At 64.7% G+C, this 15053-nt stretch carries 15 protein-coding genes; 13 read left to right on the top strand and 2 right to left on the bottom strand.

Annotation, left to right across the window (positions count from 1 at the left end; translation table 11 throughout):
• Window positions 1-102 precede the first annotated feature (102 nt).
• The 11 genes from CXZ05_RS18925 (at window position 103) to CXZ05_RS18975 (ending at window position 10972) form a co-directional block, all read left to right on the top strand.
• A complete protein-coding gene (locus CXZ05_RS18925) occupies window positions 103-1392 on the top strand; it encodes an ABC transporter substrate-binding protein (RefSeq protein ID WP_102974055.1) in 1290 nt (429 codons plus the stop codon).
• A gap of 53 nt (window positions 1393-1445) precedes the next feature.
• On the top strand, window positions 1446-2405 hold the full coding sequence (locus tag CXZ05_RS18930; RefSeq protein WP_102974056.1) for a carbohydrate ABC transporter permease: 960 nt from the start codon (window positions 1446-1448) through the stop codon (window positions 2403-2405).
• A gap of 3 nt (window positions 2406-2408) precedes the next feature.
• Window positions 2409-3245 (top strand): carbohydrate ABC transporter permease, encoded by an 837-nt coding sequence (locus CXZ05_RS18935; protein ID WP_102974057.1) that lies wholly within the window; start codon window positions 2409-2411, stop codon window positions 3243-3245.
• A gap of 127 nt (window positions 3246-3372) precedes the next feature.
• Window positions 3373-4149, top strand: a complete 777-nt coding sequence (locus CXZ05_RS18940) for a TIM barrel protein (protein WP_102974058.1) — start codon at window positions 3373-3375, stop codon at window positions 4147-4149.
• Window positions 4146-5705 carry a GMC oxidoreductase gene (locus CXZ05_RS18945; protein WP_102974059.1) on the top strand — a complete coding sequence of 520 codons (1560 nt, stop codon included), beginning with the start codon at window positions 4146-4148 and terminating at the stop codon, window positions 5703-5705. Before CXZ05_RS18940 ends, CXZ05_RS18945 begins: the two co-directional genes overlap by 4 nt.
• 85 nt (window positions 5706-5790) lie before the next feature.
• Window positions 5791-6186, top strand: coding sequence for a DUF6379 domain-containing protein (locus tag CXZ05_RS18950; protein ID WP_102974060.1), 396 nt, complete (start codon window positions 5791-5793; stop codon window positions 6184-6186).
• Window positions 6183-7286 (top strand): sugar phosphate isomerase/epimerase, encoded by a 1104-nt coding sequence (locus CXZ05_RS18955; protein ID WP_102974061.1) that lies wholly within the window; start codon window positions 6183-6185, stop codon window positions 7284-7286. The genes CXZ05_RS18950 and CXZ05_RS18955 overlap by 4 nt, the downstream gene beginning before the upstream one ends.
• 19 nt (window positions 7287-7305) lie before the next feature.
• The gene (locus CXZ05_RS18960; RefSeq protein ID WP_102974062.1) at window positions 7306-8364 is read left to right on the top strand and encodes a sugar phosphate isomerase/epimerase; all 1059 of its coding nucleotides are present in this window, start codon (window positions 7306-7308) and stop codon (window positions 8362-8364) included.
• 8 nt (window positions 8365-8372) lie between these two features.
• A complete protein-coding gene (locus CXZ05_RS18965; protein WP_102974063.1) occupies window positions 8373-8771 on the top strand; it encodes a DUF6379 domain-containing protein in 399 nt (132 codons plus the stop codon).
• Window positions 8768-9955: a Gfo/Idh/MocA family protein gene (locus CXZ05_RS18970; protein ID WP_180987461.1), complete on the top strand. Its 1188-nt coding sequence runs from the start codon at window positions 8768-8770 to the stop codon at window positions 9953-9955. The genes CXZ05_RS18965 and CXZ05_RS18970 overlap by 4 nt, the downstream gene beginning before the upstream one ends.
• 12 nt (window positions 9956-9967) lie before the next feature.
• Complete coding sequence (locus CXZ05_RS18975) at window positions 9968-10972, top strand: sugar phosphate isomerase/epimerase (RefSeq protein WP_102974064.1); 1005 nt, start codon at window positions 9968-9970, stop codon at window positions 10970-10972.
• 88 nt (window positions 10973-11060) lie between these two features.
• Here CXZ05_RS18975 and CXZ05_RS18980 read toward each other — a convergent pair whose 3' ends face one another.
• Entirely contained in the window at window positions 11061-12086 is a 1026-nt protein-coding gene (locus tag CXZ05_RS18980) for a restriction endonuclease subunit R (RefSeq protein ID WP_102974065.1), read from the bottom strand.
• 68 nt (window positions 12087-12154) lie between these two features.
• Between CXZ05_RS18980 and CXZ05_RS18985 the strand changes: the two genes are divergently transcribed.
• On the top strand, window positions 12155-12571 hold the full coding sequence (locus CXZ05_RS18985) for a DUF6379 domain-containing protein (RefSeq protein ID WP_102974066.1): 417 nt from the start codon (window positions 12155-12157) through the stop codon (window positions 12569-12571).
• Window positions 12572-12601: 30 nt separating this feature from the next.
• Here CXZ05_RS18985 and CXZ05_RS18990 read toward each other — a convergent pair whose 3' ends face one another.
• A complete protein-coding gene (locus CXZ05_RS18990) occupies window positions 12602-13864 on the bottom strand; it encodes an ROK family protein (RefSeq protein ID WP_102974067.1) in 1263 nt (420 codons plus the stop codon).
• A 106-nt stretch (window positions 13865-13970) separates the two neighbouring features.
• Between CXZ05_RS18990 and CXZ05_RS18995 the strand changes: the two genes are divergently transcribed.
• The gene (locus tag CXZ05_RS18995) at window positions 13971-15029 is read left to right on the top strand and encodes a Gfo/Idh/MocA family protein (protein ID WP_102974090.1); all 1059 of its coding nucleotides are present in this window, start codon (window positions 13971-13973) and stop codon (window positions 15027-15029) included.
• Window positions 15030-15053: the final 24 nt, after the last annotated feature.

Below are 15053 nucleotides of genomic sequence, written 5' to 3' on the forward strand. Positions count from 1 at the left end.
GGTAAGACTTATGTGCTTTTTCTGCACATCTCCTGCATACTTGTGAGTGACCGGGGTCACGGCTCCCGGATATTTTCGACAATGAAGTCAGAAAGGCTGGATATGACACAGCACCGTCGCTCCACGGGCTTGAAAGTTATCGGCGTCCTTGCAGTCCCAACCATCGCGGCCCTTGCCCTGACTGGTTGCTCAAGTTCCGCCGGAAGCACCTCATCTTCGGGTGGGTCAAAGGAGTTTTCACTCTCCTTCGCGACATCCAACACCATTGAAAGCCCTTTCAAGGTGTTGGCGGAGAATTACATGAAGTCGCATTCCGACGTGAAGATCACGTTCAACCCGCAGCCCAATGATTCCTACGACCAGACGCTGCGGACCCAGCTGCAGGCAGGCAACGCCTCGGATGTCGTGGTGACGTCACCGGGTTCTGGTACAGGGCGCAGCATCCTTCCGCTCGCTGAGGCGGGCTTCCTTGAGCCGCTGGACAATGCCGCCAAGGAACTGCTTCCCGAGGGAAGCGCCAGCACCTTTGGTTCCGACGGAAAAGTGTACGGCCAAGCCACGGAAATCACAGTCGCTGCCCTGGTGGCGAATGAGACGGCCGCACAGGCAGCCGGTGGCTTCCCTGCCGACTTTTCCTCCCTCCAGCAGCAGTGCAAGGATCTGGAGCCCTCCGGTAAATCCCTCTTTGCCCTCGCCGGAGCAGCCCCTCCCAACACAGGGCTGATGGCGATGTCCCTGGCCGCGTCGCGCGTCTATGCGGAAGACCCGAAATGGAACGATAAGCGTGCCGCCACGGAGACCACCTTCGCCGCTTCGGACGGTTGGAAGTCGGCCCTCGAAGCCGTCAATACCCTGAAGGACGCGGGTTGCTTCCAGAAAGGTGCTGCCGGTGGCGGTTTCGACGCCATCACCAAGGGTCTTGCCAGCGGAACGTCCCTGAGCGGCTTCATCCCGGCCCCCAGCTGGAAGCAGCTGGAGTCAGCCGGCGGGGGCTCCAAATTCGCCGTACGCCCGCTCCCGGCGGAAAGCTCGAGCAAGAGCTACGTATTCGCCAGCGCGAACTACGCCTTCTCCATCAACGCGGCTTCCAAGAACAAGGACGCTGCCAAGGCTTTCCTTGACTGGGCTGCCGAGCCGGAGCAGACCAAGGCGTTCGCCGAGATCGACGGCGCGCTGCCGGTCACAGGACTGGACAAGTACGACTTTGAGGGCAGTGCCTACAAGAACGTCGGCGACCTGATCAAGGACGGCAAGTACGGCCCCCTGCCGAACATCCAGTGGCCTAATTCTGCCGTCTACGACGCGCTGGCGACGGGGGTTCAGGGCATCATCACCGGCCAGAAGAGCCCTGACCAGGTCCTGCAGGCCATGGACGCTGCCTGGGGCCAGTGACCGTTACACATCACCAAAGCTCCGACGACTCAAAGGGACAAGCAAGGATTACCATGACTGCGACGATGCAACCTGAAAGCGAAGCAGCTGAAGCACCCCGGCGAGGCGGGCGTACTCCGGTGGCGGGCCAGAAGACCCGCCCCCGGGGCCGCGGCCTGGAGTTCGGACACTGGTGGTGGGCCCTGCCCGGGATCGCCCTTGTTTTTGCCATCCACTACGTGGCAACCGGAATAGGTGGATTCTTCGCCTTCACCAACTGGACAGGCATCGGCGCATTCAAGATCACGGGCTGGGCCAACTTTGAGGCCATCTTCAAGGACCCCACGAAGCTCGGAGCCCTGTCCAACACCCTCTTCCTCGCCTTTGGCTCGGTTCTCCTGGGCAACATCGCCGGGTTGCTGATAGCGCTGGGCCTGAACCGCGTCCTCAAGACGCGCTACATCCTCCGGACCCTGTTCTTTATGCCGGTGGTGCTCAGCCCGCTGGCCACGGCCTACATCTGGAAATATATCTTCGACTTCGACGGTCCGCTCAACGCCTTCCTCACGGCCATAGGCGCCGGAGACCAGACCAAGCCGTGGCTGGCCGACCCGCAGTGGGCCATCTGGACCGTCCTGGTGGTGCTGGTCTGGTCTTCCACCGGCTTTGCCATGGTGATTTTCATGGCCGGACTTGCCGGTGTCCCGGCGGAAGTGGAGGAGGCGGCGGCCATTGACGGCGCCAACCTGTGGCAGCGGTTCCGCAACGTTACCCTGCCCGCCATCCGCCCCGCCGTCGCCATTGCCACCACGCTCGGAATCGTCCAAGGACTGCGCGTCTTCGATCCCATCATGGCGCTCACCGCCGGCGGACCCGCTGGGGCAACCGAAACGCTGGCCACCCAGGTCTACAAGCAGGCCTTTGCGCTCGGGAACTTCGGGGGCGGTGCCGCCCTGGCCCTCGTGCTCGCCGCCATCATCCTGATCTTCGCCGTAATCCAGCAGCGGCTGACGCGTTCGAACCCTGAGGACTAAGCCATGTTCCGCTACACCAAACTCACCCTGCTCCGCGAAGTCGGCCTCTGGGCACTCGCCCTGCTCTTCCTCGCACCGTTCTACTTCCTGGTGACCACCGCCCTGAAGCCGGACAACGAATTGTTCACCACCTCGGCCCTGGCTCCGCCAAAAAGCCCGGACTTCAGCAACTTCATCGACGTCCTCACCGCCACCGGAAACTCCAACGTGGTGACGGGCCTGATCAACAGCGTCATCATCACCGCCGGCAGCATCCTGGGACTCATCGCCCTCGGCTCCGTCACCGGCTACGTGATCTCCCGCAGCACCCGCCGCTGGAGCAAGGGCGCGTACTACCTCTTCCTGGTGGCCATCATCCTCCCCGGCCAACTCGGTGCCGTCCCCCTCTATATGGGTGCAAGGGCCCTAGGCCTCACCGGATCCGCGTGGGGCCTGATCGTCCTCTACACCGGCATGCTCCTGCCGCTTTCGATCTTCCTCTATGCAAACTTCTTCCGCGGCCTCGGCACGGAGTATGAGGAAGCGGCCACCATTGACGGCGCCAGCAAGTCCCAGATCTTCTCCAAGGTGGTGTTCCCCATGATGGCTCCCGCCACGGGAACGGTCACCATTTTCGCCGGGCTCATCGTGTGGAACGACTTCTTCACGTCGCTGATCTTCCTGGGCGGTTCCGACAACCAGACGCTGCCGGTGGCCATGTACTACTACATCGGCTCCCTGGTCTCCCAGTGGAACTCGATCTTCGCCATTGTCATCGTGTCCATGGTCCCCATCCTTGCCCTGTTCCTGTTCGCGCAGAAGCGCTTCATCCAGGGCTTCTCCGGCGGCCTGAAAGGCTGACCCTCATCGGTTGACCACCGCGCAGCGCCTCAACGCTGTGTGGCGGTACCGCACACCCAAAAACTGGTGTGCCGTGCCTGCTGCCACTCCAAGTTTTAACTGAACCCTCAACTACCAGGAGCCACACATGTACCAGCTCGCGCCCAACATCGACCTTTTGTTCTCAGAAGCAGGCGCCAGCGCCGCCGACCGTGTCCGCGCCGCAGCTGCCGCCGGATTCGATGCCGTGGAAATGTGGGGCCCCACAGGGAAGGACATTCCCGCCCTCAAGGAAGCCCTCGAAGAAACCCGAGTCCAGCTCACCGCCCAACTGGCGGAGCCGCGGATGCAGTTCATGATCCCGCCCAAGGACCACGCGCCGTTCTACACCGGACTGGACGCCGGCGTCGAAGTGGCCCACCAACTCGGCTGCCCCCGCATTGTGGTAGGCAGCGGCACCGGCTTCGGCGGCCGCAAGCGGCAGGACCAGCTGGACGAGTTGATCGAAATCTTCACCAAGGGCACAGCGCATATTGAGGGTTCCGGCATCACCCTTGTCCTCGAACCGGTGAACATCCGTGTTGACCACCCCGGGGCCCTCCTGGACCGCACGTCCGAAGCTGTTTACGTTGCCAGGGGCGTCAATTCGCCCAACTTCGGCGTTCTCTACGACCTTTACCACTCCACCGTTGAGGGCGAGGACGTCGCCGCGGAGCTCGCCAATGCCGGGGACCTCATCAAGTACGTGCAGGTCGCCGATGCTCCGGGCCGCGGCGAGCCCGGCTCCGGCTCCATCGACTGGCCCGCCCGGTTCGCGGACCTGCGGACCAGCGGCTACACCGGCCCCATCGGCCTCGAGTACTACCCCACCATCGACTCGGCAAAGTCGGTGCGCCGCATCCAGGAACTGGTGGCGGGACGGTGAGCAGTCACCGGTACCCGGCCCACGTCGACGTCGCCATCGTCGGCAGCGGCCCCACCGCATCGGCCTACGCGCGGATCCTCAGCGAGGAAGCCCCCGGCACCACTATCGCCATGTTCGAGGTGGGGCCCATTGTCAGCAACCCGCCCGGGGCACACGTCAAGAACATCGAGGATCCTGATCGTCGAAGCCTTGCCCAGCGGGCGTCCGAAGGCCCCGGTGCCGGTGCCGCAACGGTGAACTCGCCGGGCGCCGTCAAGAGCGGCGAACGCCGCGCGCGCCCTGGGACCTACCTGCTGCAGGACGGCTACGCCTTCCCCGGAGAGGACGGCATGCCCGTCGCGGCCATGTCGAGCAATGTGGGCGGCATGGCCGCCCACTGGACCGCCGCCTGCCCCCGCCCGGGCGGCAAGGAGCGCATCCCGTTCCTGCCGGACCTGGAAGAGCTCCTTAACGACGCCGACCGGCTCCTGGGCGTCACCACCCACGCCTTCGATGGTGCCCCGTTCTCGGACCTGGTCCACGAACGCCTCGCCGCGGTAGTGGACCAGGGCCGCAAGCCTGCCTGCCGCGTCCAGCCCATGCCCCTTGCCGTACACCGGCGGCAGGATGGCGGCCTCGTATGGTCCGGCTCCGACGTCGTCATGGGGGAGGCTACCCGGGAAAACCCGCAGTTTGAACTCTTTGATGAGTCGCTGGTGACCCGTGTGCTGGTAGAGGAAGGCGCTGCTGCCGGCATCGAAGTCCAGGACCGCGGCAGCGGTGACACCCATCGGGTGGCCGCCCGTTACGTTGTGGTGGGGGCGGACGCCCTGCGCACACCGCAGCTGCTGTGGGCTTCCGGCATCCGGCCCGACGCCCTGGGCCGCTACCTCAACGACCAGGCGCAGGTGGTGTTCGCGAGCAGGCTCCGCGATGTCCAGCCCGAGGACGCGCCGGCAGCCGCCAACGGTGCCCTTAGTGAACAGAGCGGAGTGGCCTGGGTTCCCTACACGGACGAGGCGCCCTTCCACGGCCAGATCATGCAGCTGGATGCATCCCCGGTTCCCCTGGCCGATGATGATCCCATCGTCCCGGGCTCCATCGTGGGGCTGGGCCTGTTCTGCGCAAAGGACCTGCAGCGCGAGGACCGGGTGGCGTTCGACGACGATACCCGCGACCCCTACGGCATGCCCGCCATGCGCATCCACTACCGGCTGACCGGGCGGGACCACGAGGTACTGGACCGCGCCAGGCAGGAAATTGTCCGCCTGGGCAAGGCTGTCGGCGAACCGCTGGACGAGCGGCCCTTCGTCCTGCCGCCGGGTGCGTCGCTGCACTACCAGGGCACCACGCGCATGGGTGAGACGGACGACGGCGAGAGTGTCTGTTCACCGGACAGCCAGGTGTGGCAGGTCCCCGGCCTCTTTGTGGCCGGCAACGGCGTCATTCCCTCCGCCACTGCCTGCAATCCCACGCTGACGTCGGTGGCCCTCGCCGTCCGTGGCGCACGGAAAATCGCTGAAGAAATCAACAGCGCTTTACTTATGTCCGAATCAGACAATAGACTGTCTAAATAATGAATAAGTGCCGGTAGCGCGGCCACTTCGTTTCAGTACAGGCATTTCACACACGGCAAGGCATGCCGCAGACAAGGAGGTCTCGATGATCGCCGACCGCATAATCGAGCAGGGAACACTGACCACCCAGGACGGCCGCACCGCCGTCGAAGTACGGATCCCCTGGTACCGCGCCCTTCCGGGCTCATGCATCGCCGGCGCAGCACTGACGGTTGACGGCGTTGCCGCACCGGAGGACTCGCTGCGCTGGACCATGAACAACCGCACGTTCAGCTTTGAAGAACTCGTGGATGAAACCGGCGAATGGTGGTTTCCGCTGGACTCGGCCGTCCTTTCCGGCGACCTTCCCGTCCATGACGGCCAGGCCGAGCACGAGGTCCGGGTGGACCTGAAGCTCTACATCCCCTACATCATCACCGACCACGGCGTGCTGCACATCGAAGAGCACGACACCAAGACCATGAAGGTGGCACAGCGATGACCAGCCTCGGCACGCCGATCCAGGGCGTCACCCTTTACAGCTTTACCCGGGCCTTCCATGCCAGGCAGTACGACCTTGACGGCCTCATCCGCAAGGTGGCGGCTGAGGGATTTGGCCCGGGGCTTGAGGTTATCGGGTTCTCCAGCCTGCGCGGCTTCCCGGACCGCATCGATGACAACTTTGTGGGCCAGTTCCGCGACCTGGTGGCTGAGGTGGATCTCGTTCCCACCTCGCTGGCGGTCAACGTTGACACGGGCATCCGCCGGGACCGGTTGATGAACCACGACGAGCTGGTCGAATACATGCGCAAGCAGATCGAGGTGGCCGCCCGGCTCGGCTTCCCGATCGCCCGCGTGCAGATCTCACTGACCCCTGACGCCATGGAAAGCCTGCTGCCCGTGGCCGAGAAGTACGGTGTGACCCTTGCCCTCGAAGTCCACGCGGACCAGCACGGCGCGCACGAACGCGTCCTGGCGCTGCGTGACCGCTACGAAAAGCTCGATTCGCCGCTGCTCGGCTTCACTGCCGACTGGGGTGCCACGGTCACCGGTTTCGCCCCCTCCCTGCTGGAGGCCTACCGCCGCAGGGGTGCTTCGGAGGACCTGCTCCGGCAGGTGGTTGAGCTGTGGGACGGCTTCTATGCCGAAGGACCGCCCAACACCCAGAAGGTCCACGGCGAACGCTTTGGCGCCTTCATTGGCCTCGCCGCCCGGAACCGCCGGCCGGACCTGGGCATCGACTTTGCCATCAACGGAACGGGACTGTTCGGCCCTGCACCCCTGGACACCTGGCTGGAAATCATGCCCTGGGTCCGCCACGTGCACGGCAAGTTCTTCGGCATCGACGAAAACGGCGAAGAGCCCTCAGTGCCCGTGCGCGGGCTGGTCCGGCAACTCGTGGAAAACGGCTACTCCGGCGCCATCTCCAGCGAATACGAAGGCTGGCACTGGAACAACTGGCAGGACCCGTTCGAGATCATCCGCGGTGAGCAGGCCGTCCAGCGTTCAGCAGCGGCCAACGCCGGTTCCGCCATGATCACCGACGCAACGGACGCCCGCCGCATCCTCAGCAGCCACCTCGCCCAGCCCGTCCGCGGCTGAAACAAAAGGAATCAAAGACATGTCAGAAGGCATCGCAGGCTCGGGCATCGAGCTTGGCATCACCCTTTACTCACTCACCTCCGAATTCGCCGCCGGGCTCTACACCCCGGAGACCCTGATCAAGGCCGTCGCCGATGAAGGACTCGGCCCCGGCGTCGAGTTCAACATCGCACAAATGCTGCGCACCTACCCGGACGTGGACGAGGGTTTCGTCCGCCTGTGGCGGGACAGCATGGACCGCTACGGCCTGACCCCCAGCGCCGTGGGCACCAACCTGGACATGGGCCGCCGTAAAGACCGGGACATGACGCCGGACGAGGAGTTCGACTTCTTCGCCAGGCAGCTCAAGACCGCCAACACGCTCGGCTTCAACAAGATCGTCATCCGGTCCGCGGGCAAGGAACTGCTCCGCCGGTTGCTTCCGCTGGCCGAGAAGTACGACCAGAAGCTCGGCTACGAGATCCACGCGCCCCAGGGCCCGAACGATCCCAAGATCCTCCAGATCCGCGAGATGTATGAGGAGCTCGGCAGCGACCGGCTGGGCTTCACGGCAGACTTCAGTTCCACCATGCACAGCCTGTCGCCCACGCTGTTCCGCACCCTGACCCAGATGGGCCTGCCGCAGGAGCACTTCGCGGTCATGCAGGACATCTGGCGCAAGCCGCTGCCCATGCAGGAGCGGAACCAGGAGTTCGAGGACTACCTGCGTGAAAACAACTTCGATCCCGCCCGGCTGGGCCCCTTCACCCGGCTGGCGTTCAACATGCACGGACTGGTCCCGCCGGAGGAATGGCTGGACATCATGCCGCAGATGTTCCACGTCCACGCGAAGTTTTACGACATCGACGAGAACGGCAACGAGCCGGCCATGGACATCCCGCGCATCGTGCGCCAGTTCGTCAAGGGCGGCTACAAAGGCTTCCTGTCCAGCGAATGGGAAGGCCACGCCTTCGCCGACCTCGGCGAATCGGACCCCATCGACCTGGTGAAGAAGCAGCACGCACTGATGCGCCGCGCCATCGAAGAATCCGTCGAAACAACTGTTTCCAACCCGACCCTGGTCGAGACTGCGAAGTAAGGAAAGCCATGGCAACTCACAACTCCCTGTTCCAGGACGCCGACGTCCGCAGGCACCCCGAGGGCATTTCGGTGTCCGTGCAACTGCCCTGGTACCGCAGCCTCTGGTTGTCCGCCGTGGATGATGTTGCGGCCACGGCCAACGGTGTGGCGATCCCCAAGGAATCCCTCCGCTTCGAACTTCAGGGCACGTCCTACTCCATCGCGGAGCTGCCCGAGCAATGGGATACCTTGTGGTTCGTCGCTGACAAGCCGGACGTCATCATCCCCCTGGACCGCGTCCCCGACGCGGGCGAGGAGATCGACGTCGAAGTCATCCTCACCCTCCGCCTGCTCTACATGCAGATCGCGCCCATGCGCTATGTCGGAAACCGGGTGGCGGTTGAGCGCAAGGTCGTGCTGGCATGACAACCCTGCGGGTGGCCATGATCGGTTATGGCTTCATGGGCGCTGCCCACTCCCAGGGCTGGCGCACGGCACCGCGCATGTTTGACCTGCCGGCCGAACCGGAAATGGCTGTCATCGTGGGGCGGAACGCCGACTCAGTGGCGGACGCAGCCCACAAGTGGGGCTGGGCTGAGTCCGCCACAGACTGGCGCGAGGTGATCGCCCGGGACGATATCGACGTCGTCGACATTGTCACCCCCGGTGACTCCCATGCAGAGATCGCGATCGCGGCGCTGGAAGCGGGCAAGCACGTGCTCTGCGAGAAGCCGCTGGGCAACACGGTGGCCGAAGCTGAAGCGATGGCCGAGGCGGCGGAGCGGGCGGCAGCAGAGGGCATCCGGGCGATGGTGGGTTTCACTTACCGCCGCGTCCCCGCCGTCACTTTCCTGCGCAACCTCATCGCTGAAGGTGCCGTGGGGGCGGTCACCCAGGTGCGTGCCTCTTACCGGCAGGACTGGCTGGTGGATCCTGACATGCCGCTGGCCTGGCGCCTGCAGAAGGAGCACGCCGGCTCCGGGGCGCTGGGGGACATCGGGGCCCATGCCATTGACCTGGCCCAGTTCGTGACCGGGCTGAACCTGGAGAAGGTGTCCGGCACCATCGACACCATTGTTAAGGAGCGCCCGCTGCTCGATTCAGGTTCCGGCCTGTCCGGCACTGCGGGCACCGGCTACGGGCAGGTGACAGTGGACGACATCGCCATCTTCACGGGCCGGTTCGAATCCGGTGCCCTGGGATCGTTCGAGGCATCACGCTTTGCCACCGGACGGAAGAACGCGCTGCAGATCGAGGTCTCCGGGGACAAGGGCGCGCTGGTGTTCGACTTGGAGGACCTTAACAGTGTCCAGTTCTACGACCGTACGGCGCCCGCTGACCGCCAGGGCTTCCGGAAGATCCTGGTGACGGAAGCGGAGCATCCCTACGTCTCGGGGTGGTGGCCCGCAGGGCACATGCTCGGCTACGAGCACGGGTTCTCCCATCAGGTCAAGGATCTGGTGGAGGGCATTGTGGGCGGCACCGACCCGCATCCGACGTTTGCTGACGGGCTGAGGGTGCAGCGGGTGCTCGACGCTGTTGAACGCAGTTCCGTGAATGATTCAGCCTGGACCAGCGTGGCCGCTGGCGTCCCGGCGCAGGTCTCGTAGGAGGGGAAGTACATGGCACGACCTATCACTCTGTTCACCGGCCAGTGGGCCGACCTGCCGTTCGAGGAGGTGGCGCGGCTCGCCGGCGAGTGGGGCTACGACGGGCTCGAAATCGCGTGCTGGGGCGACCACCTGGACCCTTGGCGCTGGGACGACGACGCCTACGTCCAGGGAAAGCTGGATATCCTTGAACGCCATGGCATCAAGGTATGGACCATTGCCAACCACCTCAAGGGACAGGCCGTCTGCGACGACCCCATCGACGAACGGCACCGCGGCATCCTGCCCGATGTTGTATGGGGCGACGGCGACTCTGAAGGGGTGCGCCGCCGCGCGGCCGAGGAAATGAAGAACACGGCGCGGCTCGCCGCCAAGCTCGGTGTGAAGACGGTGACCGGGTTTACGGGTTCGTCCATCTGGAAGTACGTGGCGATGTTCCCGCCTGCCTCGGAAAAGATGGTCGACGCCGGCTACCAGGACTTTGCCGACCGGTGGAACCCCATCCTCGATGTCTTCGACGAAGTCGGTGTCCGCTTTGCCCATGAGGTGCACCCGTCCGAGATCGCGTACGATTACTGGACCACGCGGCGGGCGCTGGAGGCGATCGGGCACCGCGAGGCCTTCGGGCTGAACTGGGATCCGAGCCACATGGTGTGGCAGGACATCGACCCCGTGGGATTCCTTTGGGACTTCAAGGACCGGATCTACCACGTGCACTGCAAGGACACGAAGAAGCGGCTCAGCAATGGCCGCAACGGGCGGCTCGCATCGCACCTGGCATGGGCTGATCCGCGCCGCGGCTGGGACTTCATCTCCACCGGCCACGGCGACGTTCCCTGGGAGGACGCGTTCCGGATGCTGAACTCCATCGGCTACCGCGGCCCGCTGTCCGTGGAGTGGGAGGACGCCGGCATGGACCGTCTGGACGGCGCCCCCGAGGCGCTGGCGTTCGTGCGCAGGCTCTCCAGCTACGAGCCCTCCGCGGCAGCTTTCGACGCCGCCTTCAGCACCAAATAAGTACATAGCAAAAGGACCGCTCCTGGACATCCAGGATCGGTCCTTTTTGTGTGTCAACCGGTGATTGGGCCTGTCGACATCAGGCTTTTTAGCCGGTGATTGGGCCTGCCGAAATCAGGCTCTCGACAGGGTCAACCAGCGCTGCTTCCGCCAGGGCCAGGTGCCTTCGGGTCATCTCGGTGGGGTCGTCCTGCAGCCACTCGTGGCCGCCCCATTCGCTGGTCAGGGTGCCGCTGAAGCCGTTACGGCGCAGGAGGCCGCCCAGATCCCGCAGTGGTTGCGAAACCCGCCCGCCGTCGTCGTCCAGGTCCCAGAACTTCAGGTGGAAGGCGCCCACCAGGGGCAGGATGCCCTGCAGGTCCGCGGCGTGACTGCGGCCAAAACGGATCAGCAGGTTCATAAAGAGGGTGTGGATCCGCGGCGGCACGTTCCCTGAACGGAGCAGGCCGGTGACGGCGTCGAGGGTGGCGGGATCCCGCCAGTCATTCTCCAGGCGCGCCAGAAGGTCCGGTGAAACACCGCCCTGCCGCAGCTCCCCTAGATAGGTGACCGGAAGGGCCGGCATGAGCATGCTGATGTCCACGAGCACCCGCACGTGGTCATCTCCGAGCGTCGCGATCGCCTCCAGGGCAGGTTCGACGGCGGGGCTGCCGGGAGCCTGCTGCCCCTGGATTTCCTCGTACAGCACCAGGTCGAGCTCGTGCAGGATCGGCTGCACCAACGTGAGGAGTTCGGCGCCGGCCTGTCCGATCGGGAGCCTGATCCCGCGGGCCCCTGCCCGGTGCGCGGCATGCAGTTGGGGGACCAGGAAGTCCAGGCGCTGCTGCAGGGAGCGGCGCCCGGTAGGGGACGTGAAGTCATCCAGGCTGGCCCCAACGATGCTGATGGCGCCACCTTGGGCCGCCAGGGCATCACGCAGCTCGTCCACTTCGGCATCCTGCGGAGCCGGGAACGACCGCCACACCAATCCGGGCTCGAGCTCTACTGTCTTCACTGTCGAGTTCGCGATGCCGGTGACGATGTCCTGGGCCGGCTGGCGTGCGGCGATGATGTCCGGCGTCCAGTTGAAGGAGCTGGCGCAGAAGGTCCAGCTGCTGGGAATTTCGGGAGCCATAGCGCGTCTTCCCCTTTATGCTTGTTAATGACAAGCTTATGTCACTTTTAGGATAAAGGATGAAAGCCATGTTGGAAACCGCCTTGCGCGACGATGCACTGACCGCCACTCCGGGAGGCTTTGAGCTCCGGCTCGGCCTGCCGTGGATCCGCTCCATGCCACTCTCCAGCGTCGCCGGCCTCGCCGTTGAGGTCGACAGCGTTCCGGTGGCACCGGGGGAGTTGGCGGTGGAACTGGGATCCCGACGCGTATCGCCTGATGCGCTGCAGGCAGAGTCCGGCTGGTGGTTCGTGCAGGACAGGCTCGTCCTGGCGGGCCGGCGCGAACTCTCCGGCGGGCCGCACACCGTCGCCGTCGACTTTCGGCTCATGGTGCCCTATCTGCAGGCGCGCCCTGGCTCTCCGCTGGTCCTGCCATTCCGCCTGGAAGCCCGGTTGGAGCTTGACCGGGCGCCGGTACCCAGCGTGTCCCGCGACGTGGCCTGAGCGGGTACGCCCGGCGTGCGCCGTGGAGCCCTAGGCGGGAACTGCGACCCGTTCCGGCGTGGGTCGGCCGTCCGCAAACCAGCGCGGGAAGGTGACATCAAAAAGCTGCTCTCGGGCCAGTTCAGCTCCACCGCGCAGGGGTTCGCGCTCGTCATTGACGGACAGGGTGATGGTGAGGTCGCGGGTGGCGAGCGGCAACGACAGTTCGTAGACGCGCTGGCGCACTTCTGCGAGGAACACCTCGCCGGCAGATCCCATAGCACCGCCGATGACGATGACTCCGGGATTGAACATGTTCACCAGGGCTGAAATGGTCTCGCCCGCTACCCGCGCCGACTTCTGAATCAACGTGATGGCCAGCGCGTCGCCGGCCTGGGCTGCGAGGGTGATCTCCTCGAGGGTTAGTGCTCCCTTTTTCGCCAGTGAAGCCAGGGAACTGTTGGCACCTTCCCTGATGGCCTGTTCGGCATCCCGGACGAGGGCCCAGCCGCCAGCCACCGCTTCCAGGCAGCCAATCTTGCCGCAGCGGCACTGCACATCAGAGTCCGAGACCCGGACGTGGCCGATGTCGCCGGCGGCCCCGTTGGCGCCACGATGAATCCTGCCCTTGGACAGGAGGCCGGCACCAACCCCAGAACCGATCTTGCAGTAGATGAGGTCCACCAGGGAGTCGCGCCGGCGGGCACGTTCGCCAAGGGCAAGAAGGTTGGAATCGTTATCAACCCATACCGGTGCATTGAATCGTTCCTCGAAAGGCCTGCGGACATCGTAAGCGTTCCAGCCCGGCATGATTGGGGGTGCCACGGGATGCCCCGAAGCGAAGTCCACCGGGCCGGGAAGCCCCACCACCACACCCCATACGGGCACCTTGGGGTCCTTCTTTAGGACATCATCAATCAGGGACATCACCGCGTCGATGGTCTTCTCCGGACCCTGCGCGATGTCCCACGTGCGGTGCGTGTGCTCCAGGATGTCGCCGTCCAGGGCAGCTACGCCAACCCTTATATGAGCCGCTCCGAGGGCGCATATCACAATTCGCCCCTGCTCCGCGCGGAAACGCAGGGTCCGGGGCGCGCGGCCGCCGGACGAGGCTCCGAAATCGCCATCGCCCAGGAAGCCGATCTGGATGGCCTGATCCACGCGCTGACTGACGACGCCCCTGCCCAGGCCTGTGACCTTGCCGATTTCAGGGCGGGTGGTGGCCTCGCCTGTTCGCACCAGGTTGACGATCCGCAGGAGGCTCGTTACTTCATCCGTCTGTGCTCCAAAGCGGAGGGTCGAGTCAGTCGTCATGACAATAATTCTCACACACGGGAGCCGACTAAAGTATGGTTAGCCGCGACTATAGCCAGAAATTTCCCCACTTATGAATAATAAGGACATAAGAAGGAGGGCGATGATGCCTTGGAACGTAGGAATTCTTGGAGCGGGGCCGGGGGTGTCGACCCTTCATCTGCCGGTGCTGGGACGGCTGGCAGAGCTGTTCAGGGTGGTCCACATTGCCGATGCTGGAAGCGGGCGCGCCCGTCGGCTGGGCGAAAGGTGTGGTGCCCGCTGGTCGGAGGGCGAGTCGGACCTGCTGGCGGACCCGGCTGTGGAGGTGGTGGCCGTTTGCAGCCCGCCCAGTGAACACGCGCGCCAGATCCTGGCGGCGCTGGCATCGGGTAAGCGCACCATTTTCTGCGAGAAGCCGCTGGCTGCGAGCAGACCGGAGGCGGATGAAGTTATCTCTGCCTGCCGTGCCGCAGGCGCAGTTCTCCTGGTGGGCACGAACCACCTGTTTGATGCCGCGTGGGGGCGGGCGAAGCATCATCTTGTGGCCTTGGGGGACCGGGTGCAGGCCATCTCTGTGACGCTGGCGCTTCCGCCGAATGACAGGTATCACGGGGTGGTTGCCGAGGGCGGCCCCTTCCAGGCTGCCCGGCGGGGCCGTCCGGACCTGGATGACCCTGCTGTGGCGGCCGGCATACTGAGGCAGTTGCTGACAGGGCTTGCGATCCATGATCTTCCTGCCGTGAGGGACATCGCGCCAGGCATAGATGAAGTGGTCTATGCAAGAGTAGCTCCGCCCATCGGCTACCTGGTGGGGTACCGGGCCGGCGGAGTCCTGGTCCAGCTGGCCCTCACCATGCTCCCGGAGGGGCCGGATGCCCTGTGGCGGATGAGCATCGCCACGTCCCACGACCGTATCGAGGTGAATTTCCCGCCTGCCTTTGTCCATGCCGGAAGCGCTGCCACCCGGGTGCGAAGCGTGGACGGGCAGTGGACGGAGTACCGGCGCGACGAGGAAGACGGCTATGTGGCCGAATGGCGGCTGCTTGCCTCGCTCCTGGAGGGTGCCGCCCCGGTGGAGTATGACGAGCTGCTGGCTGACTCGCACTATGCAATCGACCTGGCCGATGCAGTCACAGCGAAATTCGTGAAGGGGTGCGCCAATGAGTCAAAATCGTGCGTGTAGTGTCTTCGCGGAGTTACCGGCCTA

The organism is Arthrobacter sp. AFG20, from assembly GCF_002892795.1.
Classification (GTDB): Bacteria; Actinomycetota; Actinomycetes; order Actinomycetales; family Micrococcaceae; genus Arthrobacter.